Genomic DNA, 17,118 nt, shown 5'->3' with positions numbered 1-17,118 from the left:
GTCGACGCCGAGCGCCTGGACGCCGCGCGCGAGCAGGGCGGCGACGAGGCGGCCGGGGCCGCAGCCGACGTCGAGGGTGGGGCCGGAGCAGGCGTCGAGGAGGACGGAGTCGCCTCCGTCGGCGTCGGCCTGCCAGCGGGCTACGGAGAGCTCGCGCGGGCTGGTTCCAGCGAAGTCGAGCCAGCTGGGGTGGCCGTGGAGGGCCTGGTCGAACATCATCGGGTCACCGCCGGGGCGAGCGCCGGAAAGTGTCGGTGCCGCGTGGGAGAATGAAAGCAGGGGACCCCCTCGGAGGGGACCTCTGCGTGAGCCTGCTGATCGCGCGTCATCGAGTCACCGCCGCGATCTCCGTCAGCGTCGCGGCGAACCGGCCACCGGGTACCTGAGCCGCCACCGCGCGAGCGTCCGCTATCGTGTCCACATCGGACAGCTTCGGCAGCGTTCGGATGTTCAACCCCAGCAACGCCTCCAGCGTCCGAACTCCCGTGTCCGCGCGCGACATCGGCACGTCCCGCAGCACCTCGGCGTGCAGCGGATCCCGCAAACCGAGCGCCCACCAGCCACCGTCCAGCGCGAACCCGAGCGCCGCCTCGTCGAACTCCGCGCACGACTCCAGCAACGAGGGCGTCACCTGAGGCGTGTCCATCCCGATCTGCAGCACCGGCATCCCGAACCGCGCCACATCGGCGTGCGCGTTCGCCAGCCGGTCCGCGAACGTCCAGCCGCGCTGCGGGATCACCACGCATTCGGCCAGCGCGTCCCGCACGTCCTCGCGCCGCACCACCCCGGCCAGCGCCACCACCGGCACCGCACCCGGTGTGGACAGCGCGGCCTCCAGGGTGTCGAGCAACGAGGCGGCGGCGACGTCCGCGGCCTCCTCCGGCGTCAACGGCGGGCACAGGCGGGTCTTCACCTGGCCGGGCACCGGGGACTTGGCCATGATCAGCAGGCAGAACCTCATCGCAGCACCCCCGCCATGTCCCGCGCCGCGCGCAACGTGCCGCGCACAGAGCCCGACACCTTGGAGCGCGTGCCGGCTGCCCGAGGCCGATAAGCCACGTCGACCTCCCGAACCCGCCACCCCGCCTCGCACGCGCGCACCAGCAGCTCCAGCGGATAACCGAACGCCCGGTCCTGGACGTCCAGCGCCAGCAACGCTTCCCGCCGGCACACCCGCAACGGAGCGATGTCGTGGACGTCCAAACCCCGGCGCCGCAACAGGGACGCGATCACGGCGTTGCCCGCCCGCGCGTGCCAGGGCCACACGCCGGAACTCACCGGCACCCGCCGTCCGACCACCAGATCGGCGTCGGCCAGCAACGTCGCCATCCCCGGCAGCTCACCCAGGTCGAGCGAGCCGTCCGCGTCCGCGAAAGCCACCAGATCCGAGGTGGCCGCGAGCAATCCGGTGTGCACGGCGGCGCCGTAGCCGCGCCGTGGCTCGTGCACGACCACTGCGCCATGGGCCGAAGCAACTTCAGGCGAGCCGTCCGAGGAGCCGTTGTCCACGACGATCGCGCGGTATCCGGGAGGCAGGGAGGCGAGGACCGCGGGCAGTGCGGCGGCCTCGTCCAGGCAGGGCAACACGACATCCATTGGTCCATCCTGGACCGTCGGAAAGTGTTGTGGTGCTTACGGAATTGTGACGCACCTACGAGTTCTTACGATAGTCTTGCGTGCCCTGCGAGCACCCGTCGGACCCCCTAGGCTGGGTGTGGTGCGTCTAGTCATCGCCGGTCTGCTCGTCGCGGCGGCCACCATCGTCGGGTTTGTTGTCAACGCCAACAACCCGGACCTGCTCTACGCCGCCGCAGCGCCGCTCTTCGGCAACTGGCAGCCGCACGTCGGACCTGGCACGCCCGCCGCGGTCCTCATCGCGTTCCTGGTCGTGGCCAAAGGATCTGAGCTGGCGCGACACCGGTTCGCGCTGCCGATCGCCTACCTCACGTCGGTGGCGTGGACGTTCTCGCTCGCGATGATCGACGGCTGGGACCGGTTCGTCACCAGGCTCACGACGGAGGACGAGTACCTGCACGAGGTACCGGGCGTCACCGACGTCCCGGCGATGCTCAACGGGTTCGCGGCCCGCATCCTGGACTTCCAGCCGGACTCGTGGACCACGCACGTCTCAGGGCACCCGCCGGGCGCGCTGCTCACGTTCGTCGCGCTGGACCGCGTCGGGCTCGGCGGGGGAGCGGCGGCGTCGATCTTCTGCATCCTGGTCGGGTCACTGGCCGTGGTCGCGATCCCGTTGGCGACGAAGATCAACGCGGTGCTGCCGTTCCTGGTGCTGTTCCCAGGCGCGGTGTGGGTGGGGGCGTCGGCGGACGGCATGTTCATGGGCGTCGCGGCCGTCGGCATCTACCTGCTCACCCGGTGGCCGCTGCTGGGCGGCATCGTCCTGGGCTGGTGCCTGTTCCTGTCCTACGGCCTGGTCCTGCTCGCCCCGCTCGCGCTCGCCGCTCTCTGGCGTCAGGGCGAGCCCGGTGTCACCGGCCGCCGGATCGGCTGGGCCCTCGCGGGTGCGCTCGCGGTCGTGGGAGCGTTCGCCATCAACGGGTTCTGGTGGCTCGACGGGTACGAGCTCGTCAAACTCCGCTACTACCAGGGCATCGGCGACACCAGGCCGTACTGGTACTGGGCGTGGGCGAACCTGGCGGCACTCGCGCTGGTCATCGGCCCGGCGGGAGTTCAGGGTCTGCGCAAGGACAGGTGGGTGGTCGCGGCGGGCATCGCGATCCTGGCGGCCGACCTGTCCGGCCTGAGCAAGGCCGAGACCGAACGGATCTGGCTGCCGTTCGCGGTCTGGCTCCTCGCCGGCACCGCGAAACTCGACAGGAGGTGGCTCACCGCGCAGGCCGTCACGGCGCTGGCGGTGAACCACCTCGTGCTCACGAACTGGTGACCGGCTCCCGCTGCGACGCGAAGGCGAACTCCCGCACGCCCTCCGAGAACCCGACCTGAGCCTCGAAACCCAGCACGTCCAACGCTTTCGCGGGCGACGCGACGACGTGCCGGACGTCGCCGGGCCGCGCACCGCCCACGATCTCCGGCGTCGGGCCGTCGCACGCGTCGGCCAGCGCGAAGGCCAGGTCGCCGATCGTGTGAGGCGTGCCGGAGCAGACGTTCACCGCCTCGAAGCCGGGACGGGGCGACGACAGTGCCAGGACGTTGGCCCGCGCCACGTCGGTGACGTGCACGAAGTCACGCCGCTGCCGCCCGTCCTCCATCACGCGAGGGGCGGCGCCGTTCTGCAGCGCGGACCGGAAGATCGACGCCACACCGGCGTACGGGGTGTCGCGCGGCATCCGCGGGCCGTAGACGTTGTGGTACCGCAACGCCCACACGCTTCCGCCGGTCTGCCGGGCCCACGCTACGGCGAGGTGTTCCTGCGCCAGCTTCGTCGCGGCGTAGGTGCTGAGCGGCTCCAGCGGCGCGTCTTCCGGCACCAGCTCGGACACGACGAAGTCGCCGCAGAAACACCTCGGCTCGTACACGCCGCGGGCGAGATCGGCGGCAGACCGTTCGGCGCGCACGATCCCGTGCGACAGGCACCGGTACCGCCCCTCGCCGTAGACGACCATCGACGACGCCAGCACCAGCCGTGACACACCGGCCCGGTGCATCTCGGCCAGCAGGACTGCCGTGCCGAGGTCGTTGTGCCGTGCGTAGGAGGGCGCGTCGAACGGGTCCACGCCGTGCCCGACCATCGCCGCCTGATGGCACACCGCGTCCACAGTGGACAAAAGAGGTCGCAGGACCTCGGGAGAAGTGACGTCGCCGACCACCAGTTCGTGGTCCAGCAACGGAACGGCGCCGTGCGCCTCGGGGAGCAACGCGTCGAGCAGCACGCAGTCGTGGCCCTGAGCGGCCAGCTCGTCCGCTACGTGCGACCCGATGAACCCGGCCCCGCCGGTGATCAGTACTCGCATGGAACGACCGTAGGACCGCGCACCGCCGTGAGCGCGCCCATGCGGCTAGCCGTCAGAACTCCGTAAGACCATCTCCACCACGAACCGGGAGCCGCGAGGCGAGCGGTCCTCCACCCACACCCGGCCGCCCAGCCGGTGCACGTGCTCGCGGACCAGCGCGAGCCCCAGCCCGCTGCCCGTGTCGTCGCCCCGGCTGCCCGCCATGACCCCACGCGCGAACCGTTCGAAGATCACCTCCCGCAACTGCTCCGGCACCCCGGGTCCGGCGTCCTCGACCTCCAGCCGCACCTTCGCACCCCGCGCCCGCACCGACACCAGCACCGCCCCACCGGCGTGCCGCTCGGCGTTGTCCAGCAGGTTCGTGAGCACCCGGTCGAGGCGTCGCCGATCACCCAGCACGACTGCGGGCTCGAGCTCCAGCGGCACGGGCGCGCGCGTCGCGATCACATTGCGCACCAATGCGTCCAGCGCGATCTCCTCCGGCGGCGGGTCGTCGGTCTGGTCGGCCCGCGAGATCTCCAGCAGGTCCACGACCATTCGCGCGAACCTGTCGACCTCCGAGGTCAGCAGTTCCAGCGCGGTCCCCGCGGTCCCCGGCAGGTGCTCGCGACGACGCCGGAGCACCGCGCCCGCGTTCACCATCGTTGTCAACGGCGACCGCAGCTCGTGCGAGACGTCTGATGCGAACCGCGCGTCCCGCAACGCCCGTTGCTCCAACGCGTGAGCCGTCGAGTTGAACTTCGCCGCCAGAGCAGCCAGATCCGGATCGTCCTGATCGGGCAGCCGGGCGCGAAGATCACCACCGGCGATCCTCCCGGCGGCGGAGTTCAGCTCCGCCAGCGGTTTCAGCGCCCGCTTCGACGCCCACGACCCCAGCGCCGCACCGAGCAGCGCGGACCCGATGGTGCCGGCGATCAGCACCGCGCTCAGGAAACCGAAGGTGCGGTTGAGCTGTTGCAACGGAAACAGCTCGATGTACACGGCGTTGCCCGCCACCGGCAGCGCCACGGCGAGCATCGGCAGTCCGTCCACGGCGATCCGCTCACGGGCGGGCGGGTGTTCCACGAGCCCGGCCGGCAGCTGGGACGGCTCGACCTTGCGGCCCGCGGTGACGTGGCCGTCCGGGCTGAGCACCAGGATCGACGAGTCCGGTCCGGTGGTGAGGCCGGTCAGCAGCTCGTCGAGTCCTGGGGAGGACAGCGACTTCTCCACCAGCCGCACGTTGACCTCGGCCTGCCGGGTCGCGCTCGCCTCCCGTTGCCGCAGCATGTAGCCGGAGGCGAGGTTCCACGTGGCGAACGCCAGCACGCTCGTCACGACCAGCAGGCCGAAGCCGAACGAGAGGGTGACCCGGCAGCGCAGCGTGAGTCTCACGAGCCGATCCGATACCCGCTGCCGCGCACCGTGAGCAGAAGTGAGGGGTCGTCCGGGTTCGCCTCAATCTTGCGGCGCAGTCTCCTTATGTGCACGTCGAGCAGTCGAGTGTCACCAAAGTAGTCATATCCCCAAACCTTTTGCAGCAACTGTTCCCTGGTGACGATTCGGCCGCCCGCACCAGCGAGTTCCAGCAGCAGCCGGAATTCCGTCCTGGTGAGATGAACGCGTTCACCCGCACGGCGCACAAGCCCTTCCTGCGGGCGGATTTCCAGATCGCCTATCCGAACGGCGTCACGGCCGGGGCCGCGTCTGCGCAACAACGCGCGGATCCGTGCGGCGAGAACGCTGGCCATCAACGGTTTCGTGACGTAGTCGTCCGCCCCCGCCTCCAGCCCCGCGATCATGTCACGGGCGTCGGCGCGCGCTGTCACCACGATGATCGGCAGGTCACCGCGGGACCTGAGCGTCCGCACGACCTCCAGTCCGTCGACGCCCGGCAAGGTGAGGTCGACCAGTAGCACGTCGAACGATTCCGTCTCCAAACGCCGTAACGCGTCTTCACCCGAACCCGCCTCGTCAACAGTGAAACCCTCATCGGACAAGGCAAGGCTCAACGCCTGCTGGATTCGCTCGTCGTCTTCGACCAGCAGGACCCGTACGCACACAACGACTCCACTGTGTGAGAGCCGCGGCGACGGCGTCTCACACAGTGGAGTGAAAGTCGATCAAAAGCAAGATTGTTTCGGATCAGAATGCAGTCAGAACAACCTTGGCGGAACGCGGGTTCGGTTCGTGGACAAGTGACTCGAACGCGCCGACGTCATCGAACGCGAACCCGTAGGCCTTCCCGTCGGCCATGTTGGCGTGCACGATCTTCGAGAAGTGGTTCGTGGTCGAGCGGGTGTAGAACTGGCTCGCGTTGTACGTCGGCTGGGTGTGGATGTACCCGAGCGTCGACCGGTTGAGCGCCGCGCACAGCGACCGGGAGATCGCGCCGACGTCGTTGTTCGGCGCGGCGAGCCTGCCGTCGCAGTTGAAGACGTCCCGCGTCGACGGCTGCTGGAACGACGCGACCTGCTGGCCGGACGTGTTGGTGAAGGTGAGAACACCGCCGCTGGTGCGGCCGGTGAACTTGCGGTTCGGCTCGTTCTGGTACGGCACGACGGTCAGCGGCGTGTTCTGGTACGTCGACCAGGTGCTGCTGACGTAGTTCGCGAAGTACGAGCTGGAGAACACGCCCGCGTCGAGGCCCTTGCTCGGGTTCAGCACGCGCAGCCGCGTGCCGTCGGAGCGGGTGTAGATCAACCGCGACCAGTCGCCGCCCAGCTGCTGGTGCTGGTCGAAGATGCGGTTGCGGCCTCCCGAGACCAGCTGGCCGGTCCGCTTCGTGGCACCGGCCTGCGACGTCGCCTCGACCGCGTGCGGGACGCTGAACATGTCCACCTGGGAGCTGTTCAACCACAACCCGCCGCCGTTGTAGGTGAACTCGCTCCAGTCGAACAGGATGTCGCGGTTCGGGTCGCCTGCGGCCCACGGCGCCGGCTGGACCAGTCCGTTCGGCACCAGGGAGAACTTCAGCTTGTCCCGGAAGGACATGTAGAGCCGGCCGCCGGCGAGGTTGATCGGGATCTGCAGGGTCCGGCTACCGCCGTTGCCGGGGCCGGAGATCGAGACGTCCGGTGCGGGCGTTGGCGGGATCGCCCCGCCGGACCAGGGTGTGAACTGGCCGTTCGCGTTCACGTACCCGAGCCGGCCGCCCATCTCGCCGAACACGTACAGGTGGACCGCGTCGCCGCGGCCGGAGTTGTTCGTGACGGTGAGCGGGAGCAGGTTCGGTGGAGCCGCTTGCACGGGTGCAGACAACGTTGTCAGCCCTAACAGGGCCGATGTCGCGAGCAGCAGGAGCTTGCGCATCGACTTTCTCCTCACTGAGACAGGGGTCGTGAGAGCGCTCTCATACTCAGCGTGATCGTGTTGATATGTCAAGAATGGTTCTCATGCGCGCGCTGACGGTGGATCTTGCACAAGCCGGTTCTTTGTCGTTGACCGAACTGCCCGATCCGGTGCCAGGACCGGACGAGCTGCTGGTGGAGGGCGTGGCGATCGGCATCTGCGGGACGGACCGCGAGATCGTGCGCGGGGAGTTCGGCACGGGCAGGACGTTGGTGATCGGGCACGAGTCGCTGGGGCGGGTGATCAGCGGGCCGGGGTTCTCGGCGGGGGATCTCGTCGCAGGAGTGGTCAGGAGACCAGATCCGGTGCCGTGCGTGGCGTGTGCGCGCGGTGAGTTCGACATGTGCCGGAACGGGCAGTACACCGAGCGCGGGATCACCGGGCTCGACGGCTACGGCTCGACGTTGTGGACGGTGCCCGCGTCCTATGCCGTGGGTGTCAGCTCCTCGACAGGTGTGCTCGTCGAACCGGCCTCGGTGGTGGTCAAGGCCTGGGAGCAGCTGGACCGGCTGGCGCTTTTCGGGTTCGACAGCGTGCTGGTGACGGGTGCCGGGCCGATCGGGCTGCTGGCGGCGTTGATCGGGGTGCAGCGCGGGCTGGACGTGCACGTCTTCGACCTGGCAGCCGACGGGCCGAAGCCCGCGTTGGTGGAGTCGCTCGGCGCGACCTATCACCGGAAGCTTCCCGATCACCGGGTCGTGATCGAGGCGACCGGGGCGCCGCGGCTGGTCGCACAGCTGCTCGGGCGGGACCTGGTGTGCCTGACCGGGGTGCCGTCCACCGAGGTCGTTCCGGTGGATCTCGGGCAGGCCAACCGCGATCTGGTGCTGCGCAACGGGATCGTGTTCGGGACGGTCAACGCGAACGTGCGGCACTACCGGGAGGCGGCGGCTGTCCTCGACCGCGCGGACGACGGCTGGCTGTCGTCGTTGATCACTCGACGAGTTCCGCTGGAGTCCTACGTGGAGGCTTTCGAGCAGCGGCCCGATGACGTGAAAGTGGTGCTGGAGCTGTGACGGCGGCCAGCAGGACGATCGCGGCGGCCGCCAGCAGTGCTTGGTGGTAGCCGTTGTGCAACAACGGGGTGGCGATGAGCGGGCCGAGGACCTGGCCCGCCGAGTAACCCGTCGTCAGCACCGCCGCCGCTCGCGGGAACCCGAGGTCCGCGCCGATCTTGAGCGCGGTGGCCACGATGCCGGGGAACGTGCCGCCGAACAGCACGACGGCGATCAGGACCGCCGGGGTGCCGCCGACGAGAGCGGGCAACGCGATGCCACGGCCTGCAGGGCGATCGCTGCCGGCAGCACGTGCCGGCCCGGCTTGATCAGCACGGGGGAGAGGGCGGCGGAGAGGCCGACGAGCACCCAGGCGCTGCTGCCGAGCGGTCCGCTGATCGCGGCGACCAGGAACGTGCCGGCGATGATGTAGCCGATGCCTTCGAGCGTGTAAGCGGTGAAGAGGGCGCCGAATCCTCGTTGCCGGGATCCGGTGACCCGCGGTCGCGGCTTCTCCGGTTGCAGTGGCCAGGCCCAGAGCGCGAGCAGGACCGACAGCCCGGCGGCCACCCACCAGGCGAACTGCCACTGGGGCGTGGACCAGCACGATCAGGCCGGACAGCGCGATGCCCGCCCCGACCCCGCTCATGCTCCAGCCCGGCCGCGCGTTCACTGCGGTCACGAAGACCAGCGCACTCGCCACTCCGGCCAGCAGTCGCAGCACGAACCACGCGGTCATGCTGTGCGTCAGCGGCATCCCGGCGAGGGTGGCCACGAGCAGCACGAGCGCGAGCCGGTTCGTGGTCCGTGAGGGTGCCCTGATGATCGTGGCGACCGCGCCGACGAAGTAGCCCAGGTAGTTGGCGGTGGCGAGGCTGGCGGCCGAGGCGGCGCTCAGTCCTGCCTGGGCGGTCATGAGCGGCAGGATCGGCGTGTAGACGAACCGGCCGATGCCCATGGCCGCGGCGGCCTGACGCGCGCTCACGGGCGTCCGGGGTCGTTCGGGTGAGGTTGCACGGCGGTGACGGCGAACGTCATCCACGGGCTCAACGGCAGGGTGCCGAGGACGTTCGCGTGGAGGTCGTCCTCGTCGTCGGCTCGCCACAGGCCGATGCTGCGCATCTCACCGATCGGCCGCCACAGCCGGACGAGGTTGCCGCTCGCCGTGAGTTCCTTGGCTCGCACTGCTTCCGCCGCACGCCGCTCGTCCACTTCGGACCGGCTCGTGCCGTCAGGGATCGTGGTGGTGATCTCGACGATGAACTCTCTCATGAAACTCATCGTCCGATCGGGGTTCCGCGGGCGCCACGACCGGCTTTCTCCTGCGTGAGAGCCTCGGCCTCCTAAGATGCGGAACGTGGAACTGCGTCAGCTCCGGTACTTCCTCGCGGTCGCCGAAGAGCTTCACTTCGGCAGGGCGGCGTCCCGTCTGCTGATCGCGGGACCGTCGTTGTCGCAGCAGATCAAGGCGCTCGAACGCGACCTCGGCGTGCCGCTGTTCGCTCGTGACCGCCGCACCGTCGCACTCACCGCGGCAGGCGCGGCGCTGGTCCCGGAAGTGCGGGCGTTGCTGGAGCGTGCCGATGAGCTGCAGCGGCACGCGCACCAGCTGTCGGGGTCGCAGCCGGTGCGGATCGGGTACGTGAACTGGCTGCCACCGGACCTGACCACGCGCACGGCCGGGGTCGCGCAGCTCTACGTGGACGCGTGGGTCGTGCCGTCGCACGCGCAGGCGGCGCGGGTCGCCGACGGCAGCCTCGACCTGGCGGTGTGCTGGATCCGCAACGCCGACGTCGAGCAGCTCGGGCTGAGCGCGCAGCTGCTCGGCGTGGACCGGCTCTACGCCGTGTCGGTCGGCACCGACACGAGTCCGGTGCGGGCCAAGGACATCGCGGTGCTGGTGGACGACGACGTCACGTCGTGGCAGTCGTGGAACGAGTACGCGGAGGAGTTCGCCCGCGACACCGGCGCTCGGGTCGTGCGCATCCACAACGGGGCGATCACCGGGCCCGCGTTCTTCGACCACGTCCGTTCGTGCACGACACCCGTTCTCAACTCGCCGAAGGGGCAGACCGCGCCGCTGCCACCGGACCTCGTGCAGCGGCCGGTGATCGACCCCGAGGTGCTCTGGACGTGGTCACTGGTCCGGCGCTCCGACGAGGTGCGGTCGGCGGTGCTCGCCGCCGCCGAGGCCATCACGCGGGACGTGGGCGATCTCGGACTGGATCGCGAGGGCGTGTGGCTGCCCGCAGACGACCCGCATCGTGCGCTGAGAGGCTGAGCCTCTCACGAAGGAGAAAACAAGTCGCAATTCCGCGAAATGAAGTCGCGGGTGCGATCCGTTGTGGCTGTCAGTTCCACTTCTTCTCCTTCGAACTTCGAAAGCGAGCCGGAAATGACCAACAAGGTTGCCATCGTCACGGGAGCGTCCCAGGGAATCGGTGAGGCACTCGTACCGGCCTATCGGAAGCTCGGCTATTCGGTCGTCGCGGTGTCGCGGTCCATCGGTTCCTCCGACGACCCCGAGGTGCTCGCGATCCGGGCCGACCTGTCGGTGCCGGGTGAGGGTGCGCGGGTGGTGAAGGAGGCGCTGGCCCGGTTCGGCAGGGTCGACGCGCTGGTGAACAACGCGGGCGTCTTCCTGGCCAAGCCGTTCACCGAGTACACCGACGAGGACTTCGCCGACGTCACCGGCACGAACCTGATCGGGTTCTTCGACATCACGCGCAGCGCCGTCGCCGCGATGCAGGACAACGGTGGCCACGTGGTGAGCGTGTCGACGACCCTGGTCGACCACGCGCTGTCCACGGTCCCGTCGGCGCTCGCGTCGCTGACCAAGGGCGGTCTGAACGCCGTCACCAAGTCGCTCGCCATCGAGTACGCGACCAGGAACATCCGTTTCAACACGGTCGCGCTCGGCATCATCCACACGCCGATGCACGCCCCCGAGACCCACGAGACGATGGCCGCGCTCCACCCGGTCGGTCGCATGGGTGAGATCTCCGAGGTCGTCGACGCGATCACCTTCCTGGAACAGGCCGGCTTCGTCACGGGCGAGATCCTGCACGTCGACGGCGGCCAGAGCGCGGGGCACTGACATGACCAGCACAGAGATGACCGACACCGACGTGATCACCGGCGTCATGGACCGGTGGAAGGACGCCGTGGACGCGCACGATCCGGAGCGCGTGGCGTCGAACTTCACCGAGGACGCGATTTTTCAGGGCCTTCACCCCTATGGCGTGGGACGAGCGGCGGTCGCCGAGTACTACGATTCTCAGCCCATCGGGTTGAAGGCGGAGTACAAGGTTCTGGAAACGCGCCAGCTCGCCGACGATCTGACGCTCGGCTATTTGACCGTCGATTTCTCCTTCGTCGACCGGCCGGCCATCACCGTCAACCTGAGCGTGCTCGTCAAGGGAGACCTGATCGCGCACTACCAGGTCTCCCGGCTCGGTTAGTGCCTGCGCGGCTCCCGGCCGAACGGCGACTGAGGCCGTTCGAGCCGGGGAGCCGCCGGGATGGGCATGGTCACCGGGGTGCCCGCCGTGATCGTGATCGGCTCGCCGTGATGCCTGGTCGCGAGCTCGGTGCCGTCCACGATCCGGTAGGTGGCCTCGGTCTCACACACGTCGATCGCGATTCTGGTGCCACGGAACGCCATCCGGAACGAGAACCGGGTCAGCGCGTCCGGCAGCCGTGGCGCGAAGGTCAGTTCACCACCGTGGTCGCGCATGCCGCCGAACCCGGCGACCAGCGCCATCCACGCACCCGCCAGCGAGGCCATGTGCAGGCCGTTGTTGACGTTGTTGTGCAGGTCGTGCAGATCGGTGAACGCGGCCTCCAGGAGATAGTCGAAAGCCAGATCCAGGTGCCCGACCTCTGCGGCCAGCACGGCCTGCGTGCCCGCCGACAACGACGAGTCACGCACGGTCCTGGCCTCGTAGTAGGCGAAGTTGCGGGCCTTGTCCTCGTAGGTGAACACGTCGCCACGGACGTGCATCGCGAGCACCAGGTCCGCCTGCTTCACGACCTGACGGCGGTACAGGTCGAAGTACGGGAAGTGCAGCAGCAGCGGGTACTTCTCCTCCGGGGTCTTCTCGAAGTCCCACTCGGCGTGCTTGGTGAAGTTGTCCGCCTGCGGATGCACTTGCAGCATCTCGTCGTAGGGGACCGCCATCTCGTCCGCGGCGCGACGCCAGGCCGCGATCTCGTCCGCGGTGGCGTTCGCCTTGTCCGGGTGGCGTTCCGCGGCGTCGGCGGCGGCGCGCAGGTTCTGCTGGGCGATCAGGTTGGTGTAGACGTTGTTGTCGACGATCGCCGAGTACTCGTCCGGGCCGGTGACGCCGTCGATGCGGAACCCGTCGTGCCGGTCGTGGTGGCCGAGTGACAACCACAGCCGTGCGGTCTCCGTGAGGATCTCGGTGGCCTCGTCGCGGTCGAAGCACTCGTCGTTCGTGGCGTTGAGGTACTGCTGGGTGGCGTAGGCGACGTCGCCGGAGACGTGGAACGCGGCGGTGCCCGCCGGCCAGTAGGCACTGCACTCGGCGCCGTTGATCGAACGCCACGGGAACGCGGCGCCCTTGAGCCCCAGCACCTTCGCGCGTTCGCGGGCCTTGTCCAATGTGGAGTGACGCCACCGCAGCGCGTCGCGGGCCGCGTCCGGCAGCGTGTAGGTCAGCACCGGGAGCACGAACATCTCCGTGTCCCAGAAGGCATGGCCGTCGTAGCCCGGGCCGGTGAGGCCCTTTCCCGCGATCGCACGGGTCTCACCGCGCGCACCGGCCTGCAGGATGTGGAACAACCCGAACCTGATCGCCTGCTGCAGCTCGTCGTCGCCCTCGATCTCGACGTCGGCGACCTGCCAGAAGTCGTCCAGGAAGTCGCGCTGCTCCTGGAGAAGCCCGTCCCAGCCGGTCTGGCAGGCGCCGGCGAGCGCGGCCTCGACCTGGGCGCGCAGTGCCGGGGTCGAGCGCTTGCCGGACCAGCCGTAGCCGAGGTACTTGGTGAGCTTCAGGCAGCTTCCCGCAGCCACGTCGACCGCCGCGGTGAACCGGGCCAGGTCGGCCTCGGCGTGGATCTCCGTGCGGACGTCGAGCCCGTCCTCGACCTCGATGTCGTGATCCATCGCGGCCGCCATGCGCAGACCGGACACCTTGGTGTGGTGGCACAGCACGGCCCGCGTCTTCTCCGCCATCGTGAAGTCGTTGATCAGCGGGGACTCCAGCGCGGCCGCGACGCGGGGATCGTTGGTGCGGTGGATGGTCGGCTCGTTGGCCAGCAGGTCGGACTGGACGACGAGCTGCAGGTCGTCCATCGGCTCGACCTCGTACCGGATCGCGGCGACCGCGCGCTGCGTGAACGACACGAGCCGTTCGCTGCGCACGATCACACGCCGGCCCGTCGGTGACTCCCAGAGCGTGCGGCGGCGCAACGTGCCGGAGCGGAAGTCGAGGGCTCGCTCGTGCTCGATCGCGTTGCCGTAGCGCATGTCCAGCGGCTCGTCCTCGACCAGCAGCCGGATGATCTTGCCGTCGGTGACGTTGACGATCGTCTGCCCGGCCTCGGGATAGCCGTAGCCCGCTTCCCCGTACGGCAGCTGGTGCTCTTCGTAGAAGCCGTTGAGGTACGTGCCCGGCAGGCCGCGAGGCTCGCCCTCGTCGAGCGTGCCGCGCATGCCGATGTGGCCGTTGGCCAGGGCGAACGTCGACTCCGTCCGATGCAGCTGGTCCACCGCGAGACCCTGCCAGCGCAGCTGCCACGGTTCGATCGCGTAGCTCATGACAGCAGCTCGTCGAGCTCGTTGACCACGACGTCGGCGCCGTTGGTCCTGAGCGCTTCCGCCTGGTTGCCGCGGTCCACGCCGACGACGAACCCGAAGCCGCCCTTGTGGCCCGCCGCGACACCGGCGAGCGCGTCCTCGAAGACGGCGGCGTTCTCCGGTGCGGTTTTGAGCCTTCTGGCGCCTTCGATGAACGAGTCCGGTTCCGGTTTGCCGTGCAGGTTCGACGCGGTGATCACGTTGCCGTCCACCAAGGCGTCGACGTAGTCCAGCAGATCGCCCGCGCGCAGCACGCGCATCGCGTTGGCGGAGGACGTGACGACGCCGATGGGCAGACCTGCCCGGCGTGCGGCCTGGAGGTAGCGGACCGACGCGGGGTACGGCGTGATGCCCTGCTCGTCGATGATCTGGTTGACCAGGTCGTTTTTCAGATCGCCGACGCGGCGGATCTCGTCCTCCGACGGCGTGAGGCCGCGCGAGGCGAGAAAGCTGCGGACGCCGTCGTAGCGCGGTTTTCCGTCCACGTAGGCGAGGTAGTCCTGTTCGCTGAACGGCTGGCCCATGTTCTCGAACGTCTGCCGCCACGCCTGGCGGTGCAGGACCGCCGTACTGGTCAGCACGCCGTCGAGGTCGAACAGCAACGCCGTGATCTTCTCCGGGATGCCCAGGCTCATGCTTCGATCATGCACCCGTCTCCTCGTCCTCGCCGCGTTCTTCCGGTCGTTCTTCGGGTCGTTCTTCAGCGAGGCGTTCGTCGAGTGGACGCGGGTGCGCCTGTTCGTACTCGGTCATCCCGTACTTGTCGGACTCGGCCCAGCGTTCTTCCGGCTCCGTCTCCAACGGGTCGTGGTTGAGGTTGTCCTCGTCGAGGCTCTCGAAGCCCTCGGCGTCCTGGGGGACGTACGCGCCGCGTTCTTCGCTCATGGCATGGCAATACCCCGTTCGGCGCTATCCGATGCTTTGGCCCACGAGCGAGCCGATGGCGTAGGTGACGCCCATCGCGATCAGTCCGCCCACGACGTTGCGGACGATCGCGCGCCGTTTTCCCGCGCCGCTGAGCTTCGCGCTGATGAAGCCGGTCAGGGCGAGGGTCGCGATGGCGGCGACGACGGTGACCGGGACGCGGAGGCTGGTCGGGGTCAGCGCGATGGCGGCGAGGGGGAGGACGGCGCCGATGGTGAACGAGATGAAGCTCGCGATGGCGGCACCCCACGGGTTGGTGAGCTCGTCCGGATCGATGTGGAGCTCCGCCTCCGCGTGGGCGGCCAGGGCGTCGTGCTCGGTGAGCTGCCTGGCGACCTGCTCGGCGGTCTCCTGGTCGAGGCCCTTGTTCTCGTAGATCTCCTTGAGCTCGTCCAACTCCTCCTTCGGCATGTCCCTGAGCTCTTGCCGTTCCTTGGCGAGAAGGGCGCGTTCGGCGTCGCGCTGGCTGCTGACGGAGACGTACTCGCCGGACGCCATCGACATCGCGCCCGCGAAGAGGCCGGCCAGGCCCGCGACGAGGATCTGGGCCCTGTCCGTGGTGGCACCGGCGACACCGACCACGAGGCTGGCGGTCGACACGATGCCGTCGTTCGCACCGAGAACGCCCGCGCGCAGCCAGTTCATCCGGTCGCCGGTGACCTCCTCGTGGGGCTCGTCGTGCGTCATTTTCGCAGGCTAACCTGGAGATCGTGCTCTCGTGGCAGACCACGCCGCTGCGGCTCGTGGACGTGCCGGCGCCCTCACCCGCACCGGGGGAGTTGCTGGTGCGGGTGCTCGCCTGCGGGGTGTGCCGGACTGATTTGCACGTGGTGGACGGGGATCTGCCCGTGCATCGGCCGTCGGTCGTGCCGGGGCATCAGGTCGTCGGTGAGGTTGTGGTCGCCGCCGGCGATTTCCGTGTGGGGGAGCGGGTCGGCATCGCCTGGTTGCGGCACACGTGCGGAGATTGCCGGTTCTGTTCGCGCGGTGACGAGAACCTTTGCCCGTCGTCGTTGTACACGGGATGGGACGCAGATGGCGGTTATGCGTCCTATGCGGTCGTTCCGGCTGCTTACGCGTTGCGGCTGCCGACCGGGTATTCGTCGGAGTCGTTGGCGCCGTTGTTGTGTGCCGGGATCATCGGTTATCGGGCGTTGAAACGCGCCGAGGTGCCTGACGGTGGGCGTCTCGGGATCTACGGGTTCGGCGGGTCCGCTCATCTGGCGGCCCAGGTCGCTGTCGCTCGTGGGTACGAGGTGCACGTGGTCACCAGGTCTTCTGACGCTCGTGACCTGGCTCTGTCCCTGGGGGCGGCTTCGGCCTCCTCCGAGGCGCCGCCGGTGCCGCTGGACTCGGCTGTGTTGTTCGCGCCGGTCGGGACGCTGGTGCCGCCCGCGTTGGAGGCGCTGGACCGGGGCGGGACGCTGGCGATCGCCGGGATCCACCTGTCCGACGTGCCGGCTCTGAACTACGAGCGGCACCTGTTCCAGGAGCGGCAGGTCCGGTCCGTCACGGCGAACACCCGTGCCGACGCCGCCGAGTTCTTGTCGTTCTGCGAGTCACATCGGCTCGAGGTCGCTGTTCAGCCCTATCCGCTGGCGTCGGCGAACCTCGCGTTGTCGGACCTGCGGGCGGGCCGGGTGACCGGCGCCGCGGTGCTCGTGCCCTGAGTTTTACCTGCTCAGAGGCCAAGTGCTCAGTTTTTGTCAGACCTCCGTGGCACCATGTCGAACAGGTGTTCGTGTGCGTGCTATAGGAGGTCAGTCCCGATGCAGATCGAACCCCGTCGCTGGCCGGGCCGCGTGGTCCCCTCCACCGACGCCGACGTGGACATCGCCGTCGAGTCGCTGTGCGTGCGCGCCTCCTGGCCGGACGCGGACCGCCGGTGGGTCCGGCGCCTGCTGGAGCCGTGGTTCGCGGCGGGCTGGAGCGTCGACGCCCTGCTGGTCGCCGTGGACGACCAAGCCCGACGGCACGCGTCAGGGCCGACCTCGTTCCCGCGCGCAGGTGGCCCACGAGTTCCTGCGCGCCCGCCTGCGCACGTGGACAGCGGACGGAGCGCGCCTCGCCCGTCCACCTTTAGCCGGCATATCGCTGGGCGAGTGGTACCGCGTGA

The 17,118-nt window shown here is 69.1% G+C and carries 18 protein-coding genes and 2 pseudogenes; 7 read left to right on the top strand and 13 right to left on the bottom strand.

Annotation, left to right across the window (positions count from 1 at the left end):
• The 3 genes and pseudogenes from FXN61_RS50295 to FXN61_RS35925 form a co-directional block, all read right to left on the bottom strand.
• Nucleotides 1–219: pseudogene (locus FXN61_RS50295) on the bottom strand (class I SAM-dependent methyltransferase); the annotation flags it as partial.
• Nucleotides 220–325: 106 nt separating this feature from the next.
• The gene (locus tag FXN61_RS35930; RefSeq protein ID WP_167978394.1) at nucleotides 326–961 is read right to left on the bottom strand and encodes a TIGR04282 family arsenosugar biosynthesis glycosyltransferase; all 636 of its coding nucleotides are present in this window, start codon (nucleotides 959–961) and stop codon (nucleotides 326–328) included.
• Nucleotides 958–1,596 carry a glycosyltransferase family 2 protein gene (locus FXN61_RS35925; protein WP_167978393.1) on the bottom strand — a complete coding sequence of 213 codons (639 nt, stop codon included), beginning with the start codon at nucleotides 1,594–1,596 and terminating at the stop codon, nucleotides 958–960. The genes FXN61_RS35930 and FXN61_RS35925 overlap by 4 nt, the downstream gene beginning before the upstream one ends.
• A gap of 121 nt (nucleotides 1,597–1,717) precedes the next feature.
• Here FXN61_RS35925 and FXN61_RS35920 point away from each other — a divergent pair, with 121 nt between their 5' ends.
• Nucleotides 1,718–2,905, top strand: coding sequence for a hypothetical protein (locus FXN61_RS35920; protein WP_312878255.1), 1,188 nt, complete (start codon nucleotides 1,718–1,720; stop codon nucleotides 2,903–2,905).
• On the opposite strand, the gene FXN61_RS35915 is transcribed toward FXN61_RS35920, so the two are convergent.
• The 4 genes from FXN61_RS35915 to FXN61_RS35900 all read right to left on the bottom strand — a co-directional run bounded on the left by FXN61_RS35915 (nucleotide 2,892) and on the right by FXN61_RS35900 (nucleotide 7,223).
• Nucleotides 2,892–3,932, bottom strand: coding sequence for an NAD-dependent epimerase/dehydratase family protein (locus FXN61_RS35915; protein WP_167978392.1), 1,041 nt, complete (start codon nucleotides 3,930–3,932; stop codon nucleotides 2,892–2,894). The two genes, FXN61_RS35920 and FXN61_RS35915, sit on opposite strands and share 14 nt — an antisense overlap.
• Nucleotides 3,933–3,977: 45 nt before the next feature.
• Nucleotides 3,978–5,306 (bottom strand): HAMP domain-containing sensor histidine kinase, encoded by a 1,329-nt coding sequence (locus FXN61_RS35910; RefSeq protein ID WP_167978391.1) that lies wholly within the window; start codon nucleotides 5,304–5,306, stop codon nucleotides 3,978–3,980.
• Nucleotides 5,303–5,974, bottom strand: a complete 672-nt coding sequence (locus tag FXN61_RS35905; protein ID WP_167978390.1) for a response regulator transcription factor — start codon at nucleotides 5,972–5,974, stop codon at nucleotides 5,303–5,305. The genes FXN61_RS35910 and FXN61_RS35905 overlap by 4 nt, the downstream gene beginning before the upstream one ends.
• 82 nt (nucleotides 5,975–6,056) lie before the next feature.
• Nucleotides 6,057–7,223 (bottom strand): beta-1,3-glucanase family protein, encoded by a 1,167-nt coding sequence (locus FXN61_RS35900; RefSeq protein WP_167978389.1) that lies wholly within the window; start codon nucleotides 7,221–7,223, stop codon nucleotides 6,057–6,059.
• An 83-nt stretch (nucleotides 7,224–7,306) separates the two neighbouring features.
• Here FXN61_RS35900 and FXN61_RS35895 point away from each other — a divergent pair, with 83 nt between their 5' ends.
• Entirely contained in the window at nucleotides 7,307–8,278 is a 972-nt protein-coding gene (locus FXN61_RS35895; protein WP_167978388.1) for an alcohol dehydrogenase catalytic domain-containing protein, read from the top strand.
• On the opposite strand, the gene FXN61_RS56995 is transcribed toward FXN61_RS35895, so the two are convergent.
• Together FXN61_RS56995 and FXN61_RS35885 are read right to left on the bottom strand one after the other, a co-directional pair.
• Nucleotides 8,196–9,242 (bottom strand): YbfB/YjiJ family MFS transporter, encoded by a 1,047-nt coding sequence (locus FXN61_RS56995; RefSeq protein ID WP_223165743.1) that lies wholly within the window; start codon nucleotides 9,240–9,242, stop codon nucleotides 8,196–8,198. The genes FXN61_RS35895 and FXN61_RS56995 overlap by 83 nt on opposite strands.
• A complete protein-coding gene (locus FXN61_RS35885) occupies nucleotides 9,239–9,529 on the bottom strand; it encodes a muconolactone Delta-isomerase family protein (protein ID WP_167978387.1) in 291 nt (96 codons plus the stop codon). Before FXN61_RS35885 ends, FXN61_RS56995 begins: the two co-directional genes overlap by 4 nt.
• Before the next feature lie 85 nt (nucleotides 9,530–9,614).
• Between FXN61_RS35885 and FXN61_RS35880 the strand changes: the two genes are divergently transcribed.
• The 3 genes from FXN61_RS35880 to FXN61_RS35870 all read left to right on the top strand — a co-directional run bounded on the left by FXN61_RS35880 (nucleotide 9,615) and on the right by FXN61_RS35870 (nucleotide 11,718).
• Nucleotides 9,615–10,538, top strand: coding sequence for a LysR family transcriptional regulator (locus tag FXN61_RS35880; protein WP_167978386.1), 924 nt, complete (start codon nucleotides 9,615–9,617; stop codon nucleotides 10,536–10,538).
• Nucleotides 10,539–10,652: 114 nt separating this feature from the next.
• Complete coding sequence (locus FXN61_RS35875; RefSeq protein WP_167978385.1) at nucleotides 10,653–11,354, top strand: SDR family NAD(P)-dependent oxidoreductase; 702 nt, start codon at nucleotides 10,653–10,655, stop codon at nucleotides 11,352–11,354.
• A gap of 16 nt (nucleotides 11,355–11,370) precedes the next feature.
• Entirely contained in the window at nucleotides 11,371–11,718 is a 348-nt protein-coding gene (locus FXN61_RS35870; RefSeq protein WP_167978384.1) for a nuclear transport factor 2 family protein, read from the top strand.
• Here FXN61_RS35870 and FXN61_RS35865 read toward each other — a convergent pair.
• Genes FXN61_RS35865 through FXN61_RS35850 form a run of 4 tightly spaced genes read right to left on the bottom strand, consistent with a single transcriptional unit; the run spans nucleotide 11,715 to nucleotide 15,689 of the window.
• Nucleotides 11,715–14,039: a glycoside hydrolase family 65 protein gene (locus FXN61_RS35865; protein ID WP_167978383.1), complete on the bottom strand. Its 2,325-nt coding sequence runs from the start codon at nucleotides 14,037–14,039 to the stop codon at nucleotides 11,715–11,717. The genes FXN61_RS35870 and FXN61_RS35865 overlap by 4 nt on opposite strands.
• Nucleotides 14,036–14,713: an HAD family hydrolase gene (locus FXN61_RS35860; protein ID WP_167978382.1), complete on the bottom strand. Its 678-nt coding sequence runs from the start codon at nucleotides 14,711–14,713 to the stop codon at nucleotides 14,036–14,038. Before FXN61_RS35860 ends, FXN61_RS35865 begins: the two co-directional genes overlap by 4 nt.
• Before the next feature lie 7 nt (nucleotides 14,714–14,720).
• Nucleotides 14,721–14,963 carry a hypothetical protein gene (locus FXN61_RS35855; RefSeq protein WP_167978381.1) on the bottom strand — a complete coding sequence of 81 codons (243 nt, stop codon included), beginning with the start codon at nucleotides 14,961–14,963 and terminating at the stop codon, nucleotides 14,721–14,723.
• A gap of 24 nt (nucleotides 14,964–14,987) precedes the next feature.
• Nucleotides 14,988–15,689 (bottom strand): VIT1/CCC1 transporter family protein, encoded by a 702-nt coding sequence (locus FXN61_RS35850; RefSeq protein WP_167978380.1) that lies wholly within the window; start codon nucleotides 15,687–15,689, stop codon nucleotides 14,988–14,990.
• Between the two features lie 23 nt (nucleotides 15,690–15,712).
• Here FXN61_RS35850 and FXN61_RS35845 point away from each other — a divergent pair, with 23 nt between their 5' ends.
• Both FXN61_RS35845 and FXN61_RS35840 read left to right on the top strand, forming a co-directional pair.
• Entirely contained in the window at nucleotides 15,713–16,672 is a 960-nt protein-coding gene (locus FXN61_RS35845; RefSeq protein ID WP_312878253.1) for a zinc-binding alcohol dehydrogenase family protein, read from the top strand.
• Between the two features lie 99 nt (nucleotides 16,673–16,771).
• Nucleotides 16,772–17,118, top strand: a pseudogene (locus FXN61_RS35840) (hypothetical protein); the annotation flags it as partial.

Source organism: Lentzea indica (assembly GCF_012184385.1).
In the GTDB taxonomy this organism is placed as follows: Bacteria; Actinomycetota; Actinomycetes; order Mycobacteriales; family Pseudonocardiaceae; genus Lentzea; species Lentzea indica.
Note: the sequence above shows the minus strand (reverse complement) of the source record. Positions and strands in the feature narration are given on the sequence as shown.